Annotated in this window: 23 protein-coding genes; 14 read left to right on the forward strand and 9 right to left on the reverse strand. The window is 73.9% G+C overall.

Annotation, left to right across the window (positions count from 1 at the left end):
• Position 1 precedes the first annotated feature (1 nt).
• Positions 2 to 751, reverse strand: coding sequence for a class I SAM-dependent methyltransferase (locus tag ACF09E_RS21440; protein ID WP_392206544.1), 750 nt, complete (start codon positions 749 to 751; stop codon positions 2 to 4).
• Positions 752 to 1,381: 630 nt separating this feature from the next.
• Here ACF09E_RS21440 and ACF09E_RS21445 point away from each other — a divergent pair.
• On the forward strand, positions 1,382 to 2,710 hold the full coding sequence (locus ACF09E_RS21445) for a lysine 2,3-aminomutase (RefSeq protein ID WP_392206545.1): 1,329 nt from the start codon (positions 1,382 to 1,384) through the stop codon (positions 2,708 to 2,710).
• A 32-nt stretch (positions 2,711 to 2,742) separates the two neighbouring features.
• On the opposite strand, the gene ACF09E_RS21450 is transcribed toward ACF09E_RS21445, so the two are convergent.
• Positions 2,743 to 3,462, reverse strand: a complete 720-nt coding sequence (locus tag ACF09E_RS21450; RefSeq protein WP_392206546.1) for a transporter substrate-binding domain-containing protein — start codon at positions 3,460 to 3,462, stop codon at positions 2,743 to 2,745.
• Between the two features lie 50 nt (positions 3,463 to 3,512).
• Positions 3,513 to 4,442 carry an aldo/keto reductase gene (locus tag ACF09E_RS21455; RefSeq protein ID WP_392206547.1) on the reverse strand — a complete coding sequence of 310 codons (930 nt, stop codon included), beginning with the start codon at positions 4,440 to 4,442 and terminating at the stop codon, positions 3,513 to 3,515.
• Between the two features lie 212 nt (positions 4,443 to 4,654).
• Here ACF09E_RS21455 and ACF09E_RS21460 point away from each other — a divergent pair, with 212 nt between their 5' ends.
• Positions 4,655 to 6,166 carry an alpha/beta hydrolase gene (locus tag ACF09E_RS21460; RefSeq protein WP_392206548.1) on the forward strand — a complete coding sequence of 504 codons (1,512 nt, stop codon included), beginning with the start codon at positions 4,655 to 4,657 and terminating at the stop codon, positions 6,164 to 6,166.
• Between the two features lie 71 nt (positions 6,167 to 6,237).
• Here ACF09E_RS21460 and ACF09E_RS21465 read toward each other — a convergent pair whose 3' ends face one another.
• The 3 genes from ACF09E_RS21465 to ACF09E_RS21475 all read right to left on the reverse strand — a co-directional run bounded on the left by ACF09E_RS21465 (position 6,238) and on the right by ACF09E_RS21475 (position 9,682).
• Positions 6,238 to 7,722 (reverse strand): PTS transporter subunit EIIC, encoded by a 1,485-nt coding sequence (locus tag ACF09E_RS21465; protein ID WP_392046809.1) that lies wholly within the window; start codon positions 7,720 to 7,722, stop codon positions 6,238 to 6,240.
• 77 nt (positions 7,723 to 7,799) lie between these two features.
• On the reverse strand, positions 7,800 to 8,738 hold the full coding sequence (gene murQ / locus ACF09E_RS21470) for an N-acetylmuramic acid 6-phosphate etherase (RefSeq protein ID WP_392206549.1): 939 nt from the start codon (positions 8,736 to 8,738) through the stop codon (positions 7,800 to 7,802).
• A 26-nt stretch (positions 8,739 to 8,764) separates the two neighbouring features.
• Entirely contained in the window at positions 8,765 to 9,682 is a 918-nt protein-coding gene (locus ACF09E_RS21475; protein ID WP_392206550.1) for a MurR/RpiR family transcriptional regulator, read from the reverse strand.
• Between the two features lie 110 nt (positions 9,683 to 9,792).
• Between ACF09E_RS21475 and ACF09E_RS21480 the strand changes: the two genes are divergently transcribed.
• Positions 9,793 to 10,149, forward strand: coding sequence for a hypothetical protein (locus ACF09E_RS21480; protein WP_361849183.1), 357 nt, complete (start codon positions 9,793 to 9,795; stop codon positions 10,147 to 10,149).
• A gap of 85 nt (positions 10,150 to 10,234) precedes the next feature.
• Positions 10,235 to 10,507 carry a DUF4031 domain-containing protein gene (locus ACF09E_RS21485; protein ID WP_361849180.1) on the forward strand — a complete coding sequence of 91 codons (273 nt, stop codon included), beginning with the start codon at positions 10,235 to 10,237 and terminating at the stop codon, positions 10,505 to 10,507.
• A gap of 52 nt (positions 10,508 to 10,559) precedes the next feature.
• Here the strand turns inward: ACF09E_RS21485 and cpt are convergent, their stop codons facing one another.
• The 3 genes from cpt to ACF09E_RS21500 form a co-directional block, all read right to left on the reverse strand.
• On the reverse strand, positions 10,560 to 11,081 hold the full coding sequence (cpt, locus tag ACF09E_RS21490) for a chloramphenicol phosphotransferase CPT (protein WP_392206728.1): 522 nt from the start codon (positions 11,079 to 11,081) through the stop codon (positions 10,560 to 10,562).
• Between the two features lie 166 nt (positions 11,082 to 11,247).
• Positions 11,248 to 12,456, reverse strand: coding sequence for a Cmx/CmrA family chloramphenicol efflux MFS transporter (locus ACF09E_RS21495; RefSeq protein ID WP_392206729.1), 1,209 nt, complete (start codon positions 12,454 to 12,456; stop codon positions 11,248 to 11,250).
• Positions 12,457 to 12,695: 239 nt separating this feature from the next.
• Positions 12,696 to 13,394, reverse strand: a complete 699-nt coding sequence (locus ACF09E_RS21500) for a hypothetical protein (protein ID WP_392206551.1) — start codon at positions 13,392 to 13,394, stop codon at positions 12,696 to 12,698.
• Between the two features lie 209 nt (positions 13,395 to 13,603).
• Between ACF09E_RS21500 and ACF09E_RS21505 the strand changes: the two genes are divergently transcribed.
• From ACF09E_RS21505 to metK, 10 genes are all read left to right on the forward strand, one after another.
• The gene (locus ACF09E_RS21505) at positions 13,604 to 15,037 is read left to right on the forward strand and encodes an MFS transporter (RefSeq protein WP_392206552.1); all 1,434 of its coding nucleotides are present in this window, start codon (positions 13,604 to 13,606) and stop codon (positions 15,035 to 15,037) included.
• A 148-nt stretch (positions 15,038 to 15,185) separates the two neighbouring features.
• Complete coding sequence (locus ACF09E_RS21510) at positions 15,186 to 16,364, forward strand: trans-sulfuration enzyme family protein (RefSeq protein WP_392206553.1); 1,179 nt, start codon at positions 15,186 to 15,188, stop codon at positions 16,362 to 16,364.
• Between the two features lie 104 nt (positions 16,365 to 16,468).
• Positions 16,469 to 17,008: a MaoC family dehydratase gene (locus ACF09E_RS21515; protein ID WP_392206554.1), complete on the forward strand. Its 540-nt coding sequence runs from the start codon at positions 16,469 to 16,471 to the stop codon at positions 17,006 to 17,008.
• A gap of 155 nt (positions 17,009 to 17,163) precedes the next feature.
• Positions 17,164 to 18,006: a class I SAM-dependent methyltransferase gene (locus ACF09E_RS21520; RefSeq protein ID WP_392206555.1), complete on the forward strand. Its 843-nt coding sequence runs from the start codon at positions 17,164 to 17,166 to the stop codon at positions 18,004 to 18,006.
• Entirely contained in the window at positions 18,003 to 19,046 is a 1,044-nt protein-coding gene (locus tag ACF09E_RS21525; protein WP_392206556.1) for a class I SAM-dependent methyltransferase, read from the forward strand. Before ACF09E_RS21520 ends, ACF09E_RS21525 begins: the two co-directional genes overlap by 4 nt.
• 24 nt (positions 19,047 to 19,070) lie before the next feature.
• Positions 19,071 to 19,964 carry a diiron oxygenase gene (locus ACF09E_RS21530; protein WP_392206557.1) on the forward strand — a complete coding sequence of 298 codons (894 nt, stop codon included), beginning with the start codon at positions 19,071 to 19,073 and terminating at the stop codon, positions 19,962 to 19,964.
• 37 nt (positions 19,965 to 20,001) lie between these two features.
• Positions 20,002 to 20,901 carry a hypothetical protein gene (locus tag ACF09E_RS21535; protein WP_392206558.1) on the forward strand — a complete coding sequence of 300 codons (900 nt, stop codon included), beginning with the start codon at positions 20,002 to 20,004 and terminating at the stop codon, positions 20,899 to 20,901.
• Position 20,902: 1 nt separating this feature from the next.
• The gene (acpS, locus tag ACF09E_RS21540) at positions 20,903 to 21,349 is read left to right on the forward strand and encodes a holo-ACP synthase (protein ID WP_392206559.1); all 447 of its coding nucleotides are present in this window, start codon (positions 20,903 to 20,905) and stop codon (positions 21,347 to 21,349) included.
• A gap of 22 nt (positions 21,350 to 21,371) precedes the next feature.
• Positions 21,372 to 21,623: a phosphopantetheine-binding protein gene (locus ACF09E_RS21545; RefSeq protein WP_392206560.1), complete on the forward strand. Its 252-nt coding sequence runs from the start codon at positions 21,372 to 21,374 to the stop codon at positions 21,621 to 21,623.
• Positions 21,620 to 22,843 carry a methionine adenosyltransferase gene (gene metK / locus ACF09E_RS21550; RefSeq protein ID WP_392206561.1) on the forward strand — a complete coding sequence of 408 codons (1,224 nt, stop codon included), beginning with the start codon at positions 21,620 to 21,622 and terminating at the stop codon, positions 22,841 to 22,843. Before ACF09E_RS21545 ends, metK begins: the two co-directional genes overlap by 4 nt.

Below are 22,843 nucleotides of genomic sequence, written 5' to 3' on the forward strand. Positions count from 1 at the left end.
GTCACGGGCGCCGGAAGAGCGCCGTCCAGAGGAAGGGTTCGCCGAAGGCGGGGGAGTCGGCGGGCTCGTCGCGCATGCGGCGGATCTCGACCTCGGTCAGGCCGGCGAAGACCGCGCGCAACGCGGCGTCCGTGTAGGCGAGTCCGCCGTCGAGGCGGCCCTTCCGGTAGAAGTCGGCATCGGGCAGTTCGGAGCCCATGCCGCCTTCTCCGGCGGCGAACGCGGTGAGGGCGAAGTGCCCGCCGGGCGCGAGGACGCGGTCGAGGAGCGCGAGGTAGCCGATGCGCCGGTGCGGGGGCAGGTGGTGGAAGCAGCCGGAGTCGTAGACGAGGTCGTACGGGCCGTCGAGGGCGGTCGCGGGCGCGAAGGCGTCGCCGCACACGAACCGGATGCCCGTGGCGCCGGCCTCCCGGGCCCGCTCCTCTCCCCAGCGGACGGCGGCGGGGGAGAGGTCGACGGCGTCCACCCGGTAGCCCAGGCCGGCGAGCCGGATGCTGTTCCTCCCGGGCCCGCAGCCGAGTTCCAGGGCCCGGCCGCCGCCGCTCGGGAGCAGTCCCCGCTCGGCGTACGAGACGAGGTTCTCGTCGGGCTTGGCGACGAAGAACGGCACGGGCCGGTCCCGGTCGGCGTAGAACCGGTCCCACCAGTCCGCCCCGCCCTCCGTCCAGCGGTCGGCGTCGGGTGTGAAGAGTCCGTCGAGCAGCTTCATGACGTCGTCGACGGTGCGGATGCCGCGGGCGTTCAGGTCCATCTGGATCCCCCTCCGAATCGATCTCCAGAGTAGGGCTTGGACGAGAGAAAGCCCAGGTCAGAGTAGGTGCGGTGGCCTTCTGGAGGACTCCGTGGCGCCCTCTTCCCCGGGTGGTGGCACCGGGGGGTCGGGATACGCCCCGCAAGGGCTTCACGGGCCCGTCGGGCGCCGGGAAGAGGCCTTCCGGGGCGTCGCCCGGCCCGGTTTCCCGAGGAGATTCCGGCCTGGGGAGGGGCGCTCGAACCGGCCGCGGCGGCCCGGCCCCGGGACGTCCGCCGGGCGCCCGGAAGCCCGGAGGAAAGGCGCCAATCTGGCAGATGCCCCGGGGGTGCGCCCGGCCGAAAGCCCTCGCGTGCAAACCGTCTTGTACCGCCGTGAAGCGGACACCCGCGTGCCCCGGTGCTGTCCGGTACGCGACGCGCACGATTGGCCGGACTCCTCCGTTGCCCCCGGGTCGGGCCACCGCTAGCGCCATTGGCGAGCGGGGGCCGTGCTCCCCATCATCGTCCGGGGCGTGCCCCGGCAGCCGTCGTCGAGGCCTTGCGGGAGGGGCCCCGGCAGGGCCTCCCGCAAGGCCTTCGAGGAGGCGATGACCGTGCAGACCACCGAGGTCACCGGGGCGGGGAACGGGTGACCGTCCTCACCGGCCGCCGCCTCGCCCGGCTCGTCGCCGACCGCACCGGGCGGCCCGACCTCGGGCACGACGCCGACGTCGTCGGCCGGGTGCTGCCGCTCACGCTCGGCTCCCACGCCGCCGACCGGCTCGTCGACTGGTCGAGGGCCCCCGACGACCCCCTCTACCGGCTCCTCGTGCCCCACCGGGACCTGCTCGCCCCCGCGGACTTCGCCGCCGTCGAGCGGACCCTGCGGGACGGCGACGGGGACCGGCTGCGGCTCGTCGTCGACGGCCTGCGCGAACGGCTCGACCCGCACCCGGCGGGCCGGGAGCCGTGGGACGTCCGGCACCCCTACCCGGGCACCCTGCGCGTCCTGCCCGACCGGGGCCGTACCTGCCCCGCCCACTGCGCCTCCTGCCTCCGTCCGTCCCGGTTCGCCGGCGACCCCGCGGGCCGGGCGGCCCGCGGCGGACCGGCGGCGATGGCGGCCCGCCTGGCCCGGCACCCGGAGATCACGGACGTCCTCCTCGACGGCGAGGACCCGCTCGCCCTGCGGGCGCGGGACCTCGACGCGTACCTCGCGCCCCTGCTGGCCCACCCCCGAGTGCGGACGATCCGGATCGCGACCACGGCCGTGATCCACGCCCCGGAGCGCTTCCTCCGCACGGCGGACGGCGCCGCCGACGCCGACGACCTCCTCCGCCTCCTCGAACGGGTCGTCGCGACCGGCCGCCGCCTCTCGCTGCTCGTCCGCGTCTCCCATCCCCGGGAGCTGGACCCCGCGCCGACCCGCCGCGCCGTCGCCCGCGTACAGGCCACCGGCGCGGTGATCCGGACCCGGCTCCCCGTCCTCCGGCTCGTCAACGACGACACCGGAGTGTGGGCGCGGATGTGGCGGGCCCAGAGCGCGCTCGGTCTGGTCCCCCACCGGGTGCTCGTCGAACGCGGCGCGGGGGTACGCCGCTGCTTCGCCCTGCCGCTGGCCGAGGTCCTGGCCGTGCACGCGGCGGGGGTGCGGCCGCGGGGCGCGGCCGGGGGGCCGTACGGCCCCGCATCCCCGACGGCGTACGGGCCGGAGGCACCGGTCGGCCTGAGCGGCCCGGTGATGTCCACCGAGCTGGGCGCGCTCGCCGTCGACGGCGTCGTCCGCCGCCCGCAGGGCCCCGCCTTCGCACTCCGGGTGCTCAGGGCCCGTGACCCCGCCCTGGCGGGCGCCGTGGCGTACGCGCGCTTCGACCCGGCGGCGCGGTGGTGGGACGAGCTCGTTCCGTACGGCCCCGGGGACCGGATCGTGGTTCCCGGCGGGCAGTTGACCCCGCAGGACGTGACGGGCGGCGGCTGAGCGGCCCGGTTCCCGTACGGCCTCCGGTCACGTCACGCGGGCGGAGCGAGCAGGCCCGCGTCCTGACCCGCCCGGCGCAGCGACTCCGCGACGAAGCCGTTCGCCTTCAGCTCCTCGACGGTGGAGCGGAGGAAGGCGACGGTCTCCGGGGCGCGGCCGACCGTCGTGCCGACCGCCTGCCGGATCTCCATGAACCGGCCCTCGATCAGCCGGACTTCCGGATGCTCCCGCACGTACGAGGTCATCGGCTGCCGGATGCCGGCGCCCGCCTCCAGCCCCTCCTCGCGGAACGTGTCGACCCCCTCCGCCCCGCGGACGACCGTCGCGTGCGCCAGGGACCGGGAGAGGAACAGGTCGTACGCGGAACCCTCCTTGACGCCGATCCGGACGCCGGGCGCGTCGACGTCCTCGACGGTGGCGAGGCCGGAGTCGCGGGGGACGGCGTACACGCCCTCGATGACCACGTACGGGGCGGTGAAGGCGACCTCCGCCTCCCGTGCCGGGTCCACCGCGAGGAAGCAGAGGTCGGCCCGGCCGTCGGCCATCGCCTCGAACGACTTCCGCGCCGCGTCGAAGCAGAGCAGCTCCACGGGAAGACCCAGCCGCGCGCCGATCTCCCGGGCCAGGTCGACGGTGATCCCGGCGGGCGCCTCGGGGGTGCCCTGCGCGAGCACGGGGTTCCCGAGGTTGATGGAGGCCCGGAGGGTGCCGGTGGGGGCGAGGTCGGCGGCGGTGCTCGGCGTGTGCGTCATGGAGCCGGAGTCTAGGGAGGTCGCCCGGGTCGGCCTGCGCCCGGCACCGGCTACGCGGCGGCGGTTTCGCGGTGGAGCCGGCCGAGGAGGGCGAGGTCCTCGTCGGTGAGCCGGAGCGCGCCGGCGGCGACGTTGGCGGCCAGGTGGCCGGGATCGCCGGTGCCGGGGATGGCGAGGAGGTGCGGGCCCTGGTGGAGGGTCCAGGCGATCCGGACCTGGGCGGGGCTCGCTCCGTGCGCCGCGGCGACGGCGAGGACCTCGGGGCTCTCGGGGGCGGTGGCCCCGCCCTGGCGCCCGGCGGCGGCGATCGCGTAGAAGGGCACGAAGGCGATCCCGTGGGCGCCGCAGTCGCGGACGAAGTCCTCGTACTCGGGGCGGACGCCTATCCCGTACATGTTCTGGACGCAGACGACGGGGGCGATCTCCCGGGCTTCGGCGAGCTGCTCGGGGGTGATGTTGGAGACGCCGAGATGGCGGATGAGGCCGGCCGTGCGGAGTTCCGCGAGGGCGCCGAAGCGTTCGGCGATCGAATCGGTGCCGACGATGCGGAGGTTGACGACGTCGAGGTGGTCGCGGCCGAGCTGGCGCAGGTTCTCCTCGACCTGGCCGCGCAGCGCGGCGGGGGTGCGCGCGTGCGGCCCCCAGGCTCCGGAGGCGTCGCGGCAGGGGCCGACCTTGGTGGCGAGGACGAGGTCGTCGGGGTAGGACCCGCCGAAGGCGCTGTTGATCAGCTCGTTGGCGGAGCGGAGCGGGGAGAAGTAGAAGGCGGCGGTGTCGATGTGGTTGACGCCGAGGTCGACGGCCTTGCGCAGTACGGCGATCGCCTCGGCCCGGTCGCGCGGCACGGCGTCCTCGACGAGCGCCTCGCCGCGCTGGGGAAGCCGCATGGCCCCGAAGCCGACGCGGTGGACGGTGAGGTCCCCGAGGGTCCAGGTGCCGGCTGCGGAGGCGGGGGCGGGAGAGGCGGGGGTGGTGGTCATGCGGGGGATGATCCCCCAGGGGGAGGGGAGCCGCCACCGGATATGAGGGGGCCGTCCCGGCGCCGGGCGGCTCCGTCCGCCCGTCCGCCCGTCCGCCGCGCTCCCGTCCTTCCCGCCTCCGAACACCCCACCTGGGACGGGGGGTTGGCCCCACCCTCCGGTCGCCTGCCTGCCGGATGGGACGCCGGCGGCGGATTCGCGAGGCTGTGGACATGACAGCGAATCCCGCACGCCACGCCTCCCTCCTCGGTCTCTCGGTCGCCCTCGTCGCCGGGCTCGGCCTCACCGGCGGCGCCGTGGCCCCCGCCTCCGCCTCCGCCCCGGTCTCCGCGCTCGACTGGGGAGCGTGCGACCCCGCCGTCAAGCCGCTGCCCGGGCAGCAGTGCGCCCGGCTCTCCGTACCCCTGGACTACGCCCGGCCCGACGGGCCGCGGATCGGGCTCGCCGTGTCCCGGATCGCCGGCACCCGCCCCGACGCCCGGCGCGGGACGCTGATGGTCATCCCCGGCGGGCCCGGCAGCTCCGGTGTCCAGCGCCTCGCGCAGAAGGGCGGGGCCCTCGCCCGGGAGACGGGCGGGACGTACGACCTCGTCGCCTTCGACCCCCGCGGCGTCGGCGGGTCCGACAAGGCCTCCTGCGGGCTCGCCGAGGCCGACCGGTGGATGGTCACGCTGCGGTCCTGGCCCGCCGCCGACGGCTCGGTCGACGCCAACGCGGCCCGCTCCCGGCGCACCGCCGAGGCCTGCGCCCGCAACGGCGGCGCCATGCTGCGCGGCCTCACCACCGCCAACCAGGTGCGCGACCTCGACCGGCTCCGCCAGGCCCTCGGCGAGCGCAGGCTCTCCGCCTGGAGCGTCTCCTACGGGACCTACGTCGCCGCCGCCTACGCCGAGAAGTACCCCGGGCGGACCGACCGCTGGGTCCTCGACAGCAGCAACGACCCCGACCCGCGGAGCGTCGCCCGCGGCTGGCTGGAGGGCATGGCGCGGGGAGCAGAGGACCGCTTCCCCGACTTCGCCGCCTGGGCCGCCCACCCCGACCGCGGCGACGGCGGCCTCCGGCTCGCCGCGCGCCCCGAGGACGTCCGGCCCCTCGTGCTCGGCCTCGCCGCCCGCCTCGACCGCGAGCCGCGTGCCACGACCACCCCCGGCGTCTCCCTCGACGGCACCGTGCTGCTCCAGGCGCTCCAGCTGGCCCTCTACTCCGACGCCTCCTTCCCCGCCTTCGCCCGGCTCGTCGCCGACGCCCTCGACCCCGCGGCCGAGCCCGTGCTGCCGCCCGAGCTGCGGGGAGCCCTGTCCGACGAGGCCGCCGCCGTCACCATCGGCGTCATCTGCAACGACGCCGACTGGCCCCGGCGGTCCGTGCGGTCCTTCGGACGGACCGTCGCCGCCGACCGCGTACGGCACCCGCTGACGGCCGGCATGCCGGTGAACGTCACGCCCTGCGCGTACTGGAAGGGCGGCGCCGTCGAGAAGCCGGTCCGCATCACCGACCGCGGGCCCTCCGACATCCTCATGATCCAGAACCTGCGGGACCCGGCCACCCCGTACTCCAAGGGCATGGAGATGCGGCGCGCCCTCGGCGACCGGGCCCGGCTCGTCTCCGTCGACCACGGCGGGCACGGCTCCTACCTGGGCAACGGGAACGCCTGCGGGGACCGGGCGGTGACCCGCTTCCTCACCGAGGGCGTCCGGCCCGAGGCGGACGTGCTCTGCCGGTAGGCCCGCCGCCGCCCGCACGCGCGGGGGCCCGGCCGGATTCCTCCGGCCGGGCCCCGCAGGTGTGCCGCGCCTCAGACCTTCGCGGGCTCCGGCTCGCGCTCCGGCGCCGGGCCGCCCTGCGCCACGGTCACCTCGGGCTGCTCGGTCTCCACGTCGAACTCCTCCAGGAGCTCCTTGCTGAAGCCCCAGAAGTAGGTCGCCACGAAGCCCGCCACGTATCCGGCGATCAGGCCGCCCGCGTAGATCGCGATCGTCTCGCCGAGGCCCTTGTTGCCGTCGAGGAGGGGGAAGAGGGCCCAGCCCGAGGGGCCGATGGCCGTCGAGCCGACCGTGTCGCCCAGCATGCTGAACAGACCGATGACGCCGCCGCCGAACGCCCCGCCGACGCAGGCCGTGACGAACGGCCGGCCGAGGGGGAGCGAGACGCCGTAGATGAGGGGCTCGCCGACGCCCAGGAACCCGGCGGGGAGGGCCGACTTGATCGTGCGCCGGATCGAGCCGTTGCGCGGGAGCTTCAGGTAGACGGCCATCGCCGCACCGACCTGGCCGGCGCCCGCCATCGCGAGGATGGGGAGCAGCGCCGTGTAGCCCTGCTGCTCGATGAGCGTCGTGTGGATCGGGATGAGGGCCTGGTGCAGGCCCAGCATCACCAGCGGCAGGAACAGTCCGCCGAGGAGGAAGCCCGCTCCGGCGCCCGCGTTCGCGAGGAGCCAGTCGGCGAACTCGCCGATGGCGGTGGAGACCTCGCCGGCCACGAACATCAGGCCGAAGATCGTGACGAGGCCGGAGACGAGGACCGTCAGGGTGGGGGTGACCAGGACGTCGAGGGCCTCCGGCACCCAGCGGCGGCACCACTTCTCCACGTACACGGCGAGGAGCGCCGCGCCGAGCGCGCCGAGGACGCCGCCCTGGCCGGGGGAGAGCGTCTGGCCGAAGGCGTCGATCTTGGCGACGCCGGGGAAGACGATGATCGCCGCGACCGCGCCGCCGAGGATCGCCGTGCCGCCGAACTCCTTCGCCGTGTTGTAGCCGACGAAGACCGCGATGAGCGCCATGAAGCCGCTGGCCATCGCGGCGAGCGCCGGGGTGACGCCCGGCAGCCAGCCGAGGTTGACCAGCAGGCCGTTGAGGCCGGCGATGATGCCGCAGCCGATGAGCGCGGGGATCAGCGGGACGAAGATGTTCGCGATCCGGCGGAGGAAGAGCTTGAACGGGGTGGCGTTCTTCGCCTTCTGCGCCGCCTTCAGGGCCGCGCCCTGGGCCGCGAGGTCGTCCGCCGCCTGCGTCGGCTTCGGCGCCTCCGCCACCAGGGCCTCGATCTCCGGGGTCACGCGGGCGACGGTGCCCGGGCCGAGGACGATCTGGTAGGTGTCGTCCTCCACCACGCCCATCACGGCGGGCAGTGCCTTGAGGGCCTCGTCCTGGACGAGCGAGCGGTCGCGCAGACCCAGCCGGAGGCGGGTCATGCAGTGGGCCACGGAGCCGATGTTCTCGGCGCCGCCGACGAGGGGGAGGATCGCGGCGGCGATGGCGCGGTTCTTGTCGTCTGTGCTCATGGTGCGGTGGTGCCTTGCTGTGAGGGGTGCCTCTGGGGGAGGGGGCGTCCGGCGGGTGGTGCGCCCCCGAGGGGGGGTTACGGGGTGGCGGGTCCGGGCGCGTGCAGCGCCGCGCGCAGGTGGCCCCGGGAGAGCGTGAGCCGTTCGGCGGCCTCGGGGGCGTCGACGTCGGCGAGGATCATGAGGATGGCGTTCTTCACCTCCCCGTCGGCGGCGGCGAGGGCGGTCTCGATCTGCTCGTCCGGGGCGCCGGTGGCCAGGGCGACGATCCGCCGCGAGCGGGCCTGGAGCTTCTCGTTGGAGGCGCGGACGTCGACCATGAGGTTTCCGTAGGTCTTGCCGAGCCGGATCATGGTGATCGTCGAGATCATGTTGAGGACGAGCTTCTGGGCGGTGCCGGCCTTGAGGCGGGTCGAGCCGGTGAGCAGTTCGGGGCCGGGGACGACCTCGATGCCGTGCTCGGCGGCGGCGGCGAGCGCGCTGTCCTCGTTGCAGGAGAGGCCGATGGTGAGCGCGCCGCGCGCGCGGGCGTGCTCGACGGCGCCGATGGCGTACGGGGTGCGGCCGGAGGCGGAGATGCCGACGACGGTGTCGTCGGCGGTGACGCCGAGTGCGGCGAGGTCCTCGGCGGCGAGCTCCTTGGAGTCCTCCGCCCCCTCGACGGCCTTGACCATGGCGGACGGACCGCCGGCGATGAGGCCGACGACCTCGCTGGGGTCGGTGTTGAAGGTGGGCGGGCATTCGCTGGCGTCGAGGACGCCGAGGCGGCCCGCGGTGCCGGCGCCCATGTAGACGAGGCGTCCGCCGCGGGCCATCCGCTCGGCGGTGGCGTCGATGGCGGCGGAGATGGCCGGGAGCTGCCGGGCGACGGCGGCGGGGACGGTGGCGTCCTCGCCGTTCATCAGCGCGGCGATCTCGGCGGTGGGGAGCTGGTCGATCTCGGCCAGTTCCGGACGGAACGCTTCGGTGGTGAGTGTGGCCAGCTGGGCGCGGAGTTCGGAGTACGTAGCAGACACGAGCGGCTCTTTCGGTGCTGTGGTCGTCAGCGGGTGCGGGGTGAGTGGCGGTGCGCCAGGGCTTCGTACGAAGCGGCGAGGGCAGGGGCCGCCGTCTCGTACGTGCGCTGCGTGACGCAGGTGAACAGACAGTCCACGACCAGGAGTTGGCTGGTGCGGGACGACATGGCCGCGGGGCGCAGTTCGCTCTCGCGGGCGGTCGAGGTGGTGAGGACGTGGTCGGCGTACTGGGTGACCGGTCCGTCGGGGCGGCCGGTGATCGCGACCGTCGTGGCGCCCCGGTCGAAGGCGACCCGGAGCGGTTCTATGACGTCGCCGGTCGAGCCGGAGTGGGTGATGGCGAGGGCGACGTCGCCGGAGCGGAGCTGCACGGCGTTGGTGACGGCGAGGTGCGGGTCGCTGTGGGCGTGGGCGACGAGGCCGATGCGGAGGAGCTTCTGGCCGAGGTCCTGGGCGACGAGGCCGGAGGCGCCGACGCCGTAGATGTCGACGCGGCGGGCGGTGGCCAGGGCGGCGACGGCGGCGCCGAGCTGGACGGTGTCGAGTCCGGCGGCGGTGTCGGCGAGGGTCTGCTGCTCGTCGTAGGCGAGCTTGGCGACGACGTCGGCGATCGGGTCGTCGACGGCGATGTCGGCGGTGACGGCGGGCGCGCGGCCGGACTGCTGCTGGGCGGCGAGTCCGGCGAGGGCGAGCCGGAGGTCGCGGTAGCCGGGGTAGCCGAGGAGGCGGGCGGTGCGGACGACGGTCGCCTCGCTGGTGCCGGTGAGTTCGGCGAGGCCGGTGACCGTGAGCGCGGCGCAGCCGGCGGGGTCTCCGGCGACGGCTTCGGCGACCCGCTGCATCGAGCGGGTCATGGACGGCGCGAGGGTCCGCACCTTGGCCGCGAGTGCGGCGGGGGCGGGGGGAGCGTCGCCCGTGAAAATTTCCTTCACGTCATTGGTCACGACTGAAAGATACTTTCGGAAGGGGGGTGGGACAAGACCCCATCGGTCCCGGATCGGGCCGGGACCTTGGGCCTTTTCACGAGCCGCCCGTCGGGGGTGACAATGGGGGAATGGACGACATCGACCCCGTGGAGCAGGCGCTGCACGCCGCTCGCGCCCTGGTACTGGCGGACCTGGCGGCCCGCGAGGTCGCCGCGGCCGAGATGGTGTCGATGGTCGAGGACGCGGTGACCCACCGGCGCTGGTGGGTCGAGCAGTGGCCGGAGGGCCGGGCGTTCGTCGCCGGTCTGGTCGCCCAGGACGTCCAGGACGCGCTGCTGGAGCGGTACGGCCGCTGGCCGATCTGCCCGGTGTGCTCGGCGGGCGATCCGCACGCCCTGGACGTGGAGCCCGAGCTGGGGCCGGATCCGCACTGGGTGTGCGGCAAGCAGGGTGTGGTGGTCGCGCCGGTGGGCGGCCTGACATGAGAGGGCGGCCGGGAGCGCCCCGGCGGCCTGGAGCGGCGCGGCGGCCGGCGGCGGCGGGCCGGCCCGGAGCGAAGGGTGGCCGCGGGTGACCCTCTACATCGACCCGCCCACCTGGCCTGGGCACGGACGCATGTGGTCGCACCTGGTCAGCGACGTCTCCTTCGAGGAGCTGCACGCCTTCGCCGCCTCGATCGGCGCCCCTCCGCGCGCCTTCGAGCGGGACCACTACGACATACCCTCCGACCGGTACGCGGACGCCGTGGCCGGCGGTGCGGTCGAGGTCGGCTCGAAGGAGCTGCTGCGGCGCCTCACGGAGGCGGGCCTCCGGCGCCCGAAGAGCCGGCCGGCACCCGCCTGAGCCGCCCTGCCGGGCCTGTGGGACGCGGCCGGACGGGGCGCGGGGCCCGGGCTCAGCGCACGCGGGCGGCGATGGCGCGGGCGCACTCCAGCGACTCGGTGCGGGTGGTGTCGACCTCCACGTCGTAGACCACGCCCCGGTGCACGACGTCGGCCTGCCGGACGGCCATGCCGGGGACCCGGTCGCCGCGGGCGGTCTCGCGGCCCGCGGCGACGGCGGGGTCGCAGCGGACGCCGACCCAGAGCACGTCGAGGTCGCCGACGGCGCTCCGCCAGCGTTGCTGGGCGGCGGCGCCGCCCAGGAAGACGTCGTCGACGATGATCCGGGCCCCGGCGCGGGCCGTCGCCGCGAGGCCCCGGGCCCAGGCGCCTTCGAGGGCGCGGAACGAGGCGCCGACGTTCACCCCGCCGTCGGCGTCGAAGCCGATGCCGTCGTCGGCCGCCCGCATCGCGGGGGGCATCGCGTCGACGAGCGCGTCGATGCCGAACGCGAGCCAGGGCTCGGGGAGTACGGCCTGGAGGCACCGTACGATGCCGGACTTGCCCGCGCTGGAACCGCCGTTGAGGATGATCATCCGGGTCGTCATCGCGCCACCGTACGGTGGCGCCGGCGCCGCGCGCAGGGCAATTCCCCGCCGCCCCGGCGATGTCGCGGCGGCAGGGGCGCGGTCCTCGGCGGGAGGTGGACGCGGTGGTGGGGCGCGGTCCTCGGCGGGAGGTGGACGCGGTGGGGCGCCGCCCTCAGCAGGAGGTGGGCGCGGCGGCCTTCTCGCTCTGCGGGGTGCCCGAGGTCACCACGCGGGAGGGCGACCGGTGGAGCCTGAGCGCCACCGCCGCCGTACCGAGGCCGAGGACCGTCATGGCCGCGCCGGCCCAGGCGGTCGAGGCGAAGCCGAGGCCCGCGTCGATGACGGTGCCGCCGAGCCAGGGGCCGCCCGTGTTGCCCAGGTTGAAGGCGGCGGTGGTGGTGGCGCCCGCGAGGGTGGGGGCGGCGCCGGCGACGTTGAACATGCGGGCGTTGAGGGCCGGGGCCGTGTAGAAGGCGGAGACGCCGAGCAGGAAGGTCAGCACGATCGTGGCGACCGGGCTGGACGCGAGCAGGGCCAGGGCGACCAGGAAGACCGTGGAGGCGGCGATGCCGGTGAGCAGGACGCCGAAGAGGTGGGCGTCGGCGACCCGGCCGCCGATCGTCGTGCCGATCACGGCGCCGATGCCGAAGAGCGCGAGGACGCCCGAGACCCAGGCCTCGTCGAGGCCCGACACGTCGGTGAGCAGCGGGGCCAGGTAGGAGAAGGCGCAGAAGACGCCGCCCGCGGCGAGGGCGGTGACCACGACCGAGAGGAGCACCTGGCGGTCGCGGTAGATCGCGATCTCGCTCCGGAGGCGGGGCTTCGCCTCGGGCAGCGGGATGTGGGGGATGCGGGTCGCCACGCCGACGAGGGCGATCGCGGAGGCGAGGCCGACGGCCCAGAACGCGGAGCGCCAGCCGAGGTGCTCGCCGAGGAAGGCGCCGGCCGGGACGCCGAGGACGTTGGCGATGGAGAGGCCGCCGATCATGACCGCCATGGCGCGGGCGCGGGAGCCGACCGGGACCATCGCGATGGCCACGGCGGCGCCGACCGCCCAGAAGCCGGCGCAGGCGAGGGCGCTGACGACGCGGGACGCGAAGAGGACCGCGTAGTCCGTGGCGAGGGCGCCGGCTATCTGGCCGAGGCCGAAGACGGTGATCAGGGCGATGAGGGTGGTCTTGCGGGGGAGCCGCAGGGTGGCGACGGCGAGCAGCGGCGCGCCGACGACCATGCCGATGGCGAAGGCCGAGATGAGCAGTCCGGCGCGGGGGATGGAGACGTTCATGTCCTCCGCGATGGGCGGCAGCAGTCCGGAGAGCATGAACTCGCTCGTGCCGAGCGCGAAGACGGACAGGCCGAGGATGTAGACGGCCAGCGGCATGCGGGGGGCGGTTCGGGCGTCGGCCGCGGCGGACCGGGAGGCCTGCGCGGAGGGCTCGGGAGCGGGTGCGGCGGGCTCGGCGGAGGAAGACGGCATGACATGGGTCAACCTGGGGTTTGTGCCTGTCATTCCCGGGGCGGGGGAGATCTCGGCATGCGGACGGCGGCGGCCGGGGCGCGGGGACCCCGCGGGTGCGCCCCCGGCCCGTGCGCTCCGCCGCGCCCCGTCGCGGGTGCCGCTCAGTCCGTCTTCGGGGCGCTCGTCAGCTCGGCGAGTTCGCGTTCCAGGTTCTCGCGTGCCCGCTCCTCCCAGACCGCCGCCCCGTAGGGCGTGCGGAAGAGGCGGGGCAGGTCCAGGAGGTGGCGGAGGACGGCCGCGCGGCCTTCGCGGAAGGCGTCGTCGGGGACGAAGCCGTACTCCTCGCGCACGGCCGCGGTATACCCCCCGTACGTATCCGGTCCGGTGGCCAGGATCGCGAGGTCCGCGTCGCAGAGGGTCTCGCCGTTGAGGTCGCCCGGGGCCGGGTCGTGGGTGATCGTGAGGCGGACGAGCCGGGCGACCTCGGCGACCTCGTGGGGGGTGAGTCCGGCCTCGGCCAGCGCCTTCTCGGCGAGGACGGCCGACCGCTCCTCGTTCTCGGAGCGGTCGGGCCGGTAGACCGCGTCGTGGAACCAGGCGGCCAGGCGTACGAGCTCCAGTTCGCCGCCCTCTCCGCCCTGGTCGGCGAGTTCGTCGATGCGGTCGAGGACCGCCCGCAGGTGGTCGACCGTGTGGTAGCGGCGCTGCGGCTCGGCCCACCGGGCCAGCAGGTTGCGGCCGTACGGCGCGGGGTCGGGGCCCTCGTGGCCGGCCCGGGCGGCGCGCAGGGTGGCGTTCCAGCGCTGGAGGAGCGCGGGGTCCGGGGTGGCGGGTCGGTCGTGCTCTTCCTGGGCGGTCATGGGGGCATTGTGCCCGCCGTCGCGGGTGGAAGCCGTGCTTCCCCCGCCCGGGATCCGCGCCCGGGCCGGGTTCCGGACGGTGCCCTCCGCTCTCCCTTACATACCCCCCATGGGTATGCTACGGTGCTCCGCACAGGTACCCCCTAGGGGTATGCCCCGGGTCCCGGTCGGGCCGCTCGGGGGCCGCAAGCGAGCGAAGGGTCAGGGCAATGTCAACCGTCAATCCCCGGCGCTGGTGGGCACTTGTCGTGCTCGCAGCAGCCCAGTTCATGGTCATCATGGACACGTCGATCATCGGGGTCGCGCTCCCCGAGATGCAGAAGGACCTGGGCTTCTCGCAGAGCGAGCTCCAGTGGATCTTCAACGCCTACGTGATCGTCTTCGGCGGCCTCCTGCTCCTCGGCGGACGCCTCTCCGACCTCGTCGGAGCCCGCAGGATCTTCGTCGCCGGCTGGGCGGTCATGATCGCCGGATCGGTGCTGGCCGCCGCCGCGCAGACCGCCTGGGTCGAGATCGCCGGCCGTGCCGTCCAGGGCGTCGGCGGCGCGCTCATCGCGCCCTCCGCCATGACGCTGCTGATGATCCTGTTCATGCACGACCCGAAGGAGCTCGGCAAGGCGATGGCGCTCTACGGCGCCGCGGCCCCCGCCGGCGGCACCGCGGGCGTCTTCCTCGGCGGCGTCTTCACCGAGTGGATGAGCTGGCAGTGGGTCTTCATCATCTACATCCCGATCGGCCTCGCGACCCTCGCGGCCACCAAGCTCCTCCCGAACGTCGAGTCCCGCCGCGGCTCGGTCGACATCCTGGGCGCCGTCGCCGTCACCGCCGGCCTCGCACTCGCCGTCTTCGCCGTGGTCCGCGCCCCCGAGGTGGGCTGGGGCTCCACCGGCACCATCGTCCAGCTGATCGGCGCCGCCGCCCTCCTGGTCCTCTTCTTCGTGATCCAGAAGAGCATCGCCGAGCCGCTCATGCCGCTCAGCGTCTGGCGCGTCCCGCGCCTCGGCTCGGCGAACCTGGCCATGACGCTGCTCGGCGCCGCCTGGATCCCGATGTGGTACTTCCTCAACCTGTACCTCCAGCAGGTCCTGGGCTTCGGCGCGTTCGAGTCCGGTGCCGCCCTGCTCCCGATGACCGTCCTCCTCATGATCTTCATGACGGCGATCACGGCCCGGCTCATGATGAAGGTCGGCGCCAAGCCGCTCATCGCCGGCGGCCTGCTTGTCCTCGCGGCCGGCCTGGTCTGGCTCGCCGCCGTCCCGCCCACCGGCTCCTTCCTCGTCGACGTCCTGCCGGCCTCGCTGGTGGCCGCGCTCGGCATGTCCCTCGCCTACATCCCGACGATGATGACCGCCATGTCCGGCGCCCCGCAGGAGCAGGCGGGCCTGGCCTCCGGCATCGTCAACACCACCTACAACGTCGGCTCCGCGCTCGGCCTCGCCGCGCTGACCGCCGTCGCCCTGTCCCAGGGCGCCGACCAGCTCGGCAACCTGCCGAAGCTGACGGACGGCTTCTCCTCCGCCTTCGTCGGCGCCGCGATCATCGCCGCGGTCGGCGGTGTCGTCACCCTCCTCGTCATGAAGAGCGACAAGGCCGTCGCCGGAGCGCCCGCCCCCGCCCCCGAGGGCGAGAAGGTCTCCGCCTGACCCCGCCCCCGAGGGGCCGCCCGATGTCCACCCCCGGACGTCGGGCGGCCCCTCAGGCGTGTCCCGGCCCCGACGCGGCTTCCCGCCGCTCCCGCACGCGCACCGCCATGGCATCCGCCTCGGCCTCCCCTCCCAGGAAGGAATCCCCGTGGAACTCGGCACCCGCGCCGTCCATGTCGTCAACGAGCCGCTCCCGCACGGCAGCCGGCCGCTCTCCGTACCCCTCGTGCAGTCCTCCGCCTTCGCCTTCGAGTCGGCCGAGGCGCTCGCCGACGCCATGGCCGGACCCGACGGTCCCTCCGTCTACAGCCGCCGCGGCAACCCCACCGTGCGGGCCCTGGAGCAGACGCTCGCCGGCCTCGAAGGCGGTGCGGGCGCCCTCGCCTTCGCCTCCGGGATGGGGGCGATCAGCGGCGTGCTGCTCGCCCTCCTGCGGCCCGGGGACCGCGTGGTGGCCCAGCGCTGCCTGTACGGCGGGACGCACGCCGTCCTCACCGACCTGGCCGAGCGGTACGGGATCGAGGTCGTCCGGATCTCCGGCGACGACCCGGCCGAGTTCGAGGCGGCCGCCGTGCACCCCGCCACCCGGCTGCTCGTCCTGGAGACCATCGCCAACCCCACCGGGCAGGTCCCGGACCTGCCGGGACTGCTCGCCGCGGCCCGCGCGCTCGGCGTGGTGAGCGTCGTCGACAACTCGCTCGCCTCGCCCGTGCTCTGCCGGCCCCTGGAGCACGGCGCGGACATCGTCGTGCACTCCACCACCAAGTACCTCTCCGGACACTCGGACGTCCTCGGCGGCGCCGCCGTCTTCGCCGACGACGGGCTGCGCCGCCGGATCTGGCCCCGCACGGTCGAACTGGGCGCCTGCGCCGACCCGTTCGCCGCATGGCTGACCCTGCGCGGGATACCCACCCTGCCGCTCCGGATGCGCGCCCACTGCGCCGGCGCCGCCGTCCTCGCCGAGCGGCTCGCCGGCCACCCCCGCGTCCGCGCCGTCCACTACCCGTGGCTCGCCGGCCACCCCTCGTACGCGCGCGCCCGCGCGGTGCTGGACGGCGGCGGCGGGCTGCTGTCGTTCGAGCTCACGGGGGGCCGCGAGGCCGGCCGGGCCTTCATCGAGCGCGTACGGGTGGCCAAACTCGCGCTCTCCCTCGGCGGGGTGGAGACCCTCGTGACCCATCCCGCGTCCACCTCCCATCGGGAGCTGGACGGGGCCGCCCTGGAGGCGGCCGGCATCGCTCCCGGGCTGGTGCGGATGTCGGTGGGCATCGAGGACGTCGAGGACCTGTGGGCCGACGTCCGCCAGGCGCTCGGAGAGCACCCCTGACACCCCTGGCACCCCTTCTTCTTTTGGGTTGACAAAATAAATGACTGATTCGTAGATTGGTGGGTGCCAGGGAAAGACCACTCCTAGGTCAAGGGGGGCGCAGGATGCGCTACTTCGAGGACTTCCGGCCCGGCGACGTCCACGAGCTCGGCACCGTCACCGTCACGGCGGAGGAGGTGCTGGAGTTCGGCAGGCGCTTCGATCCGCAGCCCTTCCACACGGACCCCGAGCGGGCGGAGCGGTCCCCGTTCGGCGGACTGATCGCGAGCGGGTTCCACACCCAGGCGATGTTCATGCGCCGCTACGTCGACGGACTGCTCGCCTACAGCGCCTGTATGGGATCGCCCGGCATCGACGAGGTCCGCTACCTGCGGCCCGTCCGCCCGGGCGACGTCCTCACCGCGCGCGTCGAGATCCTCGGCTCCACCCCGTCGCCGTTCCATCCCGCCACCGGCACCGTCAAGCCGCGGTGCACCCTGGTGGCCTCCGACGGGACGGCCGTGTTCAGCATGATCCTGCACAGCATCTTCCGCCGGCGCCCCGCCGACTCCGAGGCCGACCATCTGTCGTCGATGCCCGCGGCCGAGGACCCCGTCGCCTGCGGGCGACCGGCCAAGACCTGTGTCCCGGCCATGAGCGCCTGACGGACCGTCGTCCGTCGGGCCCGAACACGGCCGTCCGTACCCCGGTGCACCCGTGGGTACCCCGGTGCACCCGGCCGTCCGCCGCACCCGGACCGGCCCGCACCCCCGGCCCCGGCCCAAGCCCCGTCCATCCACCAAGTGAAGGGGGACCTCCTGTGGAGGCCGTATCCCGCACCGCCCAGTGGACCGCCGCCGCGCGTGCCCTGGAGACCGAGCGCGAGGACCGGCTGTTCGCCGATCCCTACGCGCGCACCGTCGCCGACGAGATCGGCTTCGAACTGCTCGAGCGCTACGCGGGCGGCGGCACCGTGCCGTTCCTCGCCATCCGTACCACCTACCTCGACCGCGCCATCGTCGACACGGTGCGGGAGCGGGGCATACGCCAGGTTGTCTTCCTCGCCGCCGGCATGGACACCCGCTTCTTCCGGCTGCCCTGGCCCGACGGCGTCACCGTCTACGAACTCGACCGCCCGGCCCTCCTGGAGGCCAAGGCCGAGATGCTGGCGCGGGAGCCGCGGCCGGCCGGCCGGGACCGCGTCACCGTCCCCGTCGACCTCACCCAGGACTGGACCGGCCCCCTCAAGGAGGCGGGCTGGAAGAGCGAGGAGCCCGTCCTGTGGGTCGTGGAGGGACTGCTGTTCTTCCTGCCGGAGCAGGCCGTACGGACCCTCATCTCCACGCTCTCCGCGCACGCCGCCCCCGGCTCCGTGCTCCTCGGCGACGTCATCTCCCAGGCCGCCCTGGACAACCCCCTCGCCCGCGGGTTCATGAAGGCCCTCGACGAGGACGGCAACCCGTGGCTCTTCGGCACCGAGGAGCCCGAGCAGCTGCTCGCCGACTGCGGCTGGGCCGTCCGCGAGGTCCGGCAGCCCGGGGAGGACGGCGCCGACTTCGGCCGCTGGCCCTACCCCGTACCGGCCCGCTCGGTCCCCCGGGTGCCCCGGTCCTTCCTGTTCACGTGCGACCTGCCGACGTACGAGGAGGAGAAGGCCGCATGAGCGCCCACGACTTCCACCAGAGGGTCATCACCGACGCCGGAGCCGCCGTCCGCGGACTGACCGTCTCCCTCGGCCACCGTCTCGGCCTCTACCGGACGCTGGCCGAGCGGGGCCCGCTCACCGCCGGCGCGCTCGCCGGGGCGACCGGCACGAACGAGCGGTACGTCGAGGAGTGGCTGCACGCCCAGCTGTCCGCCGGCTACGTCGAGCGCCACCCCAGCTCCCTCACGTACACGCTCCCCGCCGACCACGTCGAGGTCCTCGCGGACCCGAAGGCCGTCACGTACGCCGCCGGGTTCTTCACCGCCCTCAAGGCCCTCTACGCCACCGAGGACCTGCTCGTGGAGGCGTACCGCACCGGCGACGGCGTCGGCTGGGCCGAGCACGACCCGGCCCTCGACACCGGCATGGGCTCCTTCTTCCAGCCCACGTACGAGCACAAGCTCGTCGCCGCATGGCTGCCCGCCCTCCACCAGGTCACCGGCAAGCTCGACGCCGGCGGCACCGTCGCCGACGTCGGCTGCGGCGTCGGACACACCACCCTGCTCATCGCGAAGGCCTTCCCGCACGCCACCGTCCACGGCTTCGACTACTCGGAGGAGGCCATCGCGATCGCCCGGCAGCTCGCCGAGGAGGCAGGCCTCTCCGACCGGGTCGTCTTCGAGGTCGCGTCAGCCGACGACTACCCGGGCTCCGGCTACGACCTGGTCTGCTTCTTCAACGCCCTGCACGACATGGGCGACCCGGTCGCCGCCGCCCAGCACGTCCACAAGTCCCTGGACGCGGACGGCACCTGGATGCTCGTCGAGTCCAACGTCTCCCCGCAGGACATCGACACCCAGACCCCCGCCGCCCGCATGTTCATGGCCCTGTCCGCCGTCATGTGCCTGCCCGTCGCGGTCGCCCAGCGCGGCCCGCACGCCCTCGGCAACCACTCCGGGGAGAAGGCCTTCCGGGCCATCGCGGAGGAGGCCGGCTTCACCCGCTGGCGGCGTGCCACCGAGACCCCGGTGAACGCGGTCTACGAAGTCCGGCCCTGAACACCCGAAGCCTGGAGGCTCACCATGGGCGCCACCGCCCCCCTGCCCGTCACCGACCGGTTCATGGAGGTCCTGGAGCGGCTCAGCGAGCGCTCCGTCGAGGACTACTACAACCCGTACCAGACCTTCCAGTGGCCCGAGACGCTGGAGGAGAACCGCTTCTGGATGACCCCGGAGCTGCTCACCGTCTACGGCACCCGCCACTACGACACCCTCGACGAGGAGACGCTTCAGCGCCTGTCGAAGTGGGAGTCGATCAACTTCTACAGCCTCAACGTGCACGGCATCCGCGAGCTCCTCATCGAGGTCGTCGGCCGCATCCACATGCCCGGCTTCGAGGTGCCCTCGGACTTCTTCCACCACTTCATCGGCGAGGAGAACGAACACATGTGGTTCTTCTCCGAGTTCTGCCGGCGCTACGGCCACAAGATCTACGGCTCCACCGCCATGCGCGCCGACGCCGCCTGGGAGCCCGAGGTCGAGAACTTCCTCGTCTTCACCCGCATCCTCTTCTTCGAGGAGCTCGTCGACCACTACAACGCCCGGATGGCGAAGGACACCGACCTCTGCCACACCATCCGCGAGGTCAACCGCATCCACCACCAGGACGAGTCCCGGCACATCGCCTTCGGGCGCGAGCTGGTCTCCCTCCTGTACGGCCGGATGTGCCAGGCGGTGAGCGCCGAGCGGGTCCGCGAGGTGGAGGCGTACCTCAAGCGGTACGTCGTCTACAGCGTCAACTCCCTCTACAACCCCCACGTGTACCGCGACGCCGGCATCCCCGACCCGCTGGCCCTGCGCAACGCGCTGGTCGCCGACGAGAACCGCCGCCCCCACGAGCGCAAGGCGATCCGCAAGCCGCTCGCCTTCTTCCTGAAGACCGGGATCTTCTCCGACGACACCCTGCCCGTCGTCTGAGGGACCCCAGACCTCCCACCGGAGAGGTGAAGAGACCATGACCGTGACGACCCCCGCGCACACCGGGGAGCACGTGGGCTCGGCGAGGGGCCTCCCCTCGCTCGGACCGGAGGGGACCCGCCTGCTGCGGCTCCTCGACGACACCTTCGAGAGCTGGGGCGTGACCGCGGGCGCCCGCCCGATGACCATGCCCCCGCTCCTGCCGGCCGCCGACCTGGCGAAGCTGGACTACTACGACAACTTCCCGCACCAGGCGGTCCTCGCCGCCCCGCTCGACCTGGAGGGCCGCCACGCGACCCCCTTCGACCACGAGCACGGGCACTGGCCGGCCGCCGCCCTCGAACCGGCCGGCCTCGGACTGCCCTCGGCGTCCTGCTACGCCGTCTACCTGGACCACCGGGGCACCCGGGTCGCCGACGACACCCTCGTCACGATCTGCTCCTGGTGCTTCCGCAAGGAGACCCACTACGAGGGCATGCGGCGCCAGCTCGGCTTCCGCATGCGGGAGATCGTCGCCCTCGGCACGCCCGAGCACGCCGAGGCGCACCTCGCCGACTTCACCACCCGGATCCGGGCCTTCGCCGCGGCGCTCGACCTGCCGCTGCGCAAGGAGGCGGCCTGCGACCCGTTCTTCGACAAGGGCGGCTCGAAGGCCCTGCTCCAGCGGCTCACCCCGGTGAAGTACGAGTTCCTGTACGAGGACCTGGCGATCGCCTCGGTCAACACGCACCGGAACTTCTTCGGCGACCGCTGCGACATCGCCCTGGAGTCGACCGGCGGGCCGGCCTTCACCAGCTGCGTCGCCTTCGGCCTCGAACGCTGGCTGTCCGCCCTGACCCGCCGGCACGGCGGCTGGGAGGCGGCGACCGAGGCGGTGCTCGACGCGAACGCCCGCCTGCGGGCCGGTGCGAGTGGCGCGGCCGGGCCGGTGATCTGACGTGCCGGCCCGTCCCGCCGCCCCGCCGGCGGGCGGCCTGGGGTGGGCGAACCTCGGCATGGACATCGTGTCCGTCAACCGTGTCCGCAGGCTCCTCGCCCAGTACGGGGAGCGGTTCTTCGAGCGGATGCTCACCCCCGGCGAGCTCGCCGACTGCCGCACCTCCTCCGGGCTCGACGTGCTGAGCCTGTGCGGTCGGATCGCGGCCAAGGAGGCGGCCTTCAAGACCCTGCGGGTCAGGGGCAGGTTCCTGCCCTGGCCGGACATCGTGGTGCGGCGTTCCGAGGGCGGCTGGCCGCTCGTGGAGCTGCACCGGACGGCCGCCGAGATGGCCGCGGAGTCCGGCATCACCGAGATCACCGTGTCCATCAGCCACGACGTGGACTACGCGGTGGCGGTGGCCGCGCCGATCGTCGCCCCCACCCCTTACGTATCCAGCAGTAGCTAGCAGCAGCTAAAGGAGAGCAACCATGGCCGACGGCCTGCAGACGGTGAAGAACTGGATCCTCGAGCGTCACCCCGAGCGCGAGGACATCGCCGCCGACCTCGACCTCATCGAGAACCGGCTCATCGACTCGCTGTCCTTCGTCGAGTTCGTCTTCCTCCTGGAGCAGGAGAGCGGCACCGCGATCCAGATGGAGACCCTGGAGGTCGAGTCCATCCGTACCCTCGCCGCCATCGAGCAGCACTTCTTCAAGACCCCGGTGGAGGCCCAGGCATGAGCCGCCGCCTCTTCACCTCCGAGTCGGTGACCGAAGGACACCCCGACAAGATCGCCGACCGGATCAGCGACACCATCCTCGACGCCCTGCTCGCCGAGGACCCGTCCTCGCGGGTCGCCGTGGAGACCCTGATCACCACGGGTCTCGTGCACATCGCGGGCGAGGTGACCACGTCGGCGTACGCGCCGATAGCGAAGCTGGTGCGCGAGGCCGTCCTCGACATCGGCTACGACTCCTCGGCGAAGGGCTTCGACGGCGCCTCCTGCGGCGTCTCGGTGTCCATCGGCGCCCAGTCCCCGGACATCGCGCAGGGCGTGGACACCGCGTACGAGTCCCGGGTGGAGGGGCGCCCCCGGACGGGAGAGGACGCCGCGCTCGACGCGCAGGGCGCCGGCGACCAGGGCCTGATGTTCGGCTACGCCTGCGACGACACGGCCGAGCTGATGCCGCTGCCGATCGCGCTCGCCCACCGCCTCTCCCGCCGCCTCACCGAGGTCCGCAGGGACGGCACCGTGCCGTACCTGCGCCCGGACGGGAAGACCCAGGTCACCATCGAGTACGACGGCGACCGCGCCGTCCGCCTCGACACGGTCGTCGTCTCCTCGCAGCACGCGGCGGACATCTCCGTCGAGGGACTGCTCACCCCGGACGTGCGGGAGTACGTCGTCGAGCACGTCCTGAAGGAGCTCGCCGAGGAGGGCGTCGGGCTGGAGTGCGACGGGTACCGGCTCCTGGTCAACCCGACCGGCCGCTTCGAGGTCGGCGGCCCGATGGGCGACGCCGGACTCACCGGCCGGAAGATCATCATCGACACGTACGGCGGGATGGCCCGGCACGGCGGCGGCGCCTTCTCCGGGAAGGACCCGTCGAAGGTCGACCGGTCCGCGGCGTACGCGATGCGCTGGGTCGCGAAGAACGTCGTCGCGGCCGGCCTCGCCCGCCGCTGCGAGGTGCAGGTGGCGTACGCGATCGGCAAGGCCGAGCCGGTCGGGCTCTTCGTCGAGACCTTCGGCACGGGCGCGCTGCCCGACGAGCGGATCCAGGAGGCGGTCGCCGCCGTCTTCGACCTGCGCCCGGCGGCGATCATCCGCGACCTGGACCTCAAGCGGCCGATCTACGCGAAGACGGCGGCGTACGGCCACTTCGGCCGCGAGCTCCCCGAGTTCACCTGGGAGCGCACGGACCGCGTGGACGCCCTGAAGAAGGCCGCGGGGGTCTGA

This window comes from Streptomyces sp. NPDC014891, assembly GCF_043081085.1.
GTDB lineage: Bacteria > Actinomycetota > Actinomycetes > Streptomycetales > Streptomycetaceae > Streptomyces.

Excerpts from the sequence above, each read along its gene's own strand:
- ACF09E_RS21440 (WP_392206544.1), bottom strand. The coding sequence starts at position 751 with ATGGACCTGAACGCCCGCGGCATCCGCACCGTCGACGACGTCATGAAG.
- ACF09E_RS21450 (WP_392206546.1), bottom strand. The coding sequence starts at position 3,462 with ATGACGCACACGCCGAGCACCGCCGCCGACCTCGCCCCCACCGGCACC.
- ACF09E_RS21455 (WP_392206547.1), bottom strand. The coding sequence starts at position 4,442 with ATGACCACCACCCCCGCCTCTCCCGCCCCCGCCTCCGCAGCCGGCACC.
- ACF09E_RS21460 (WP_392206548.1), top strand. The coding sequence starts at position 4,655 with ATGACAGCGAATCCCGCACGCCACGCCTCCCTCCTCGGTCTCTCGGTC.
- ACF09E_RS21465 (WP_392046809.1), bottom strand. The coding sequence starts at position 7,722 with ATGAGCACAGACGACAAGAACCGCGCCATCGCCGCCGCGATCCTCCCC.
- ACF09E_RS21480 (WP_361849183.1), top strand. The coding sequence starts at position 9,793 with ATGGACGACATCGACCCCGTGGAGCAGGCGCTGCACGCCGCTCGCGCC.
- cpt (WP_392206728.1), bottom strand. The coding sequence starts at position 11,081 with ATGATCATCCTCAACGGCGGTTCCAGCGCGGGCAAGTCCGGCATCGTA.
- ACF09E_RS21495 (WP_392206729.1), bottom strand. The coding sequence starts at position 12,456 with ATGCCGCTGGCCGTCTACATCCTCGGCCTGTCCGTCTTCGCGCTCGGC.
- ACF09E_RS21500 (WP_392206551.1), bottom strand. The coding sequence starts at position 13,394 with ATGACCGCCCAGGAAGAGCACGACCGACCCGCCACCCCGGACCCCGCG.
- ACF09E_RS21505 (WP_392206552.1), top strand. The coding sequence starts at position 13,604 with ATGTCAACCGTCAATCCCCGGCGCTGGTGGGCACTTGTCGTGCTCGCA.
- ACF09E_RS21515 (WP_392206554.1), top strand. The coding sequence starts at position 16,469 with ATGCGCTACTTCGAGGACTTCCGGCCCGGCGACGTCCACGAGCTCGGC.
- ACF09E_RS21525 (WP_392206556.1), top strand. The coding sequence starts at position 18,003 with ATGAGCGCCCACGACTTCCACCAGAGGGTCATCACCGACGCCGGAGCC.
- ACF09E_RS21530 (WP_392206557.1), top strand. The coding sequence starts at position 19,071 with ATGGGCGCCACCGCCCCCCTGCCCGTCACCGACCGGTTCATGGAGGTC.
- ACF09E_RS21535 (WP_392206558.1), top strand. The coding sequence starts at position 20,002 with ATGACCGTGACGACCCCCGCGCACACCGGGGAGCACGTGGGCTCGGCG.
- ACF09E_RS21545 (WP_392206560.1), top strand. The coding sequence starts at position 21,372 with ATGGCCGACGGCCTGCAGACGGTGAAGAACTGGATCCTCGAGCGTCAC.
- metK (WP_392206561.1), top strand. The coding sequence starts at position 21,620 with ATGAGCCGCCGCCTCTTCACCTCCGAGTCGGTGACCGAAGGACACCCC.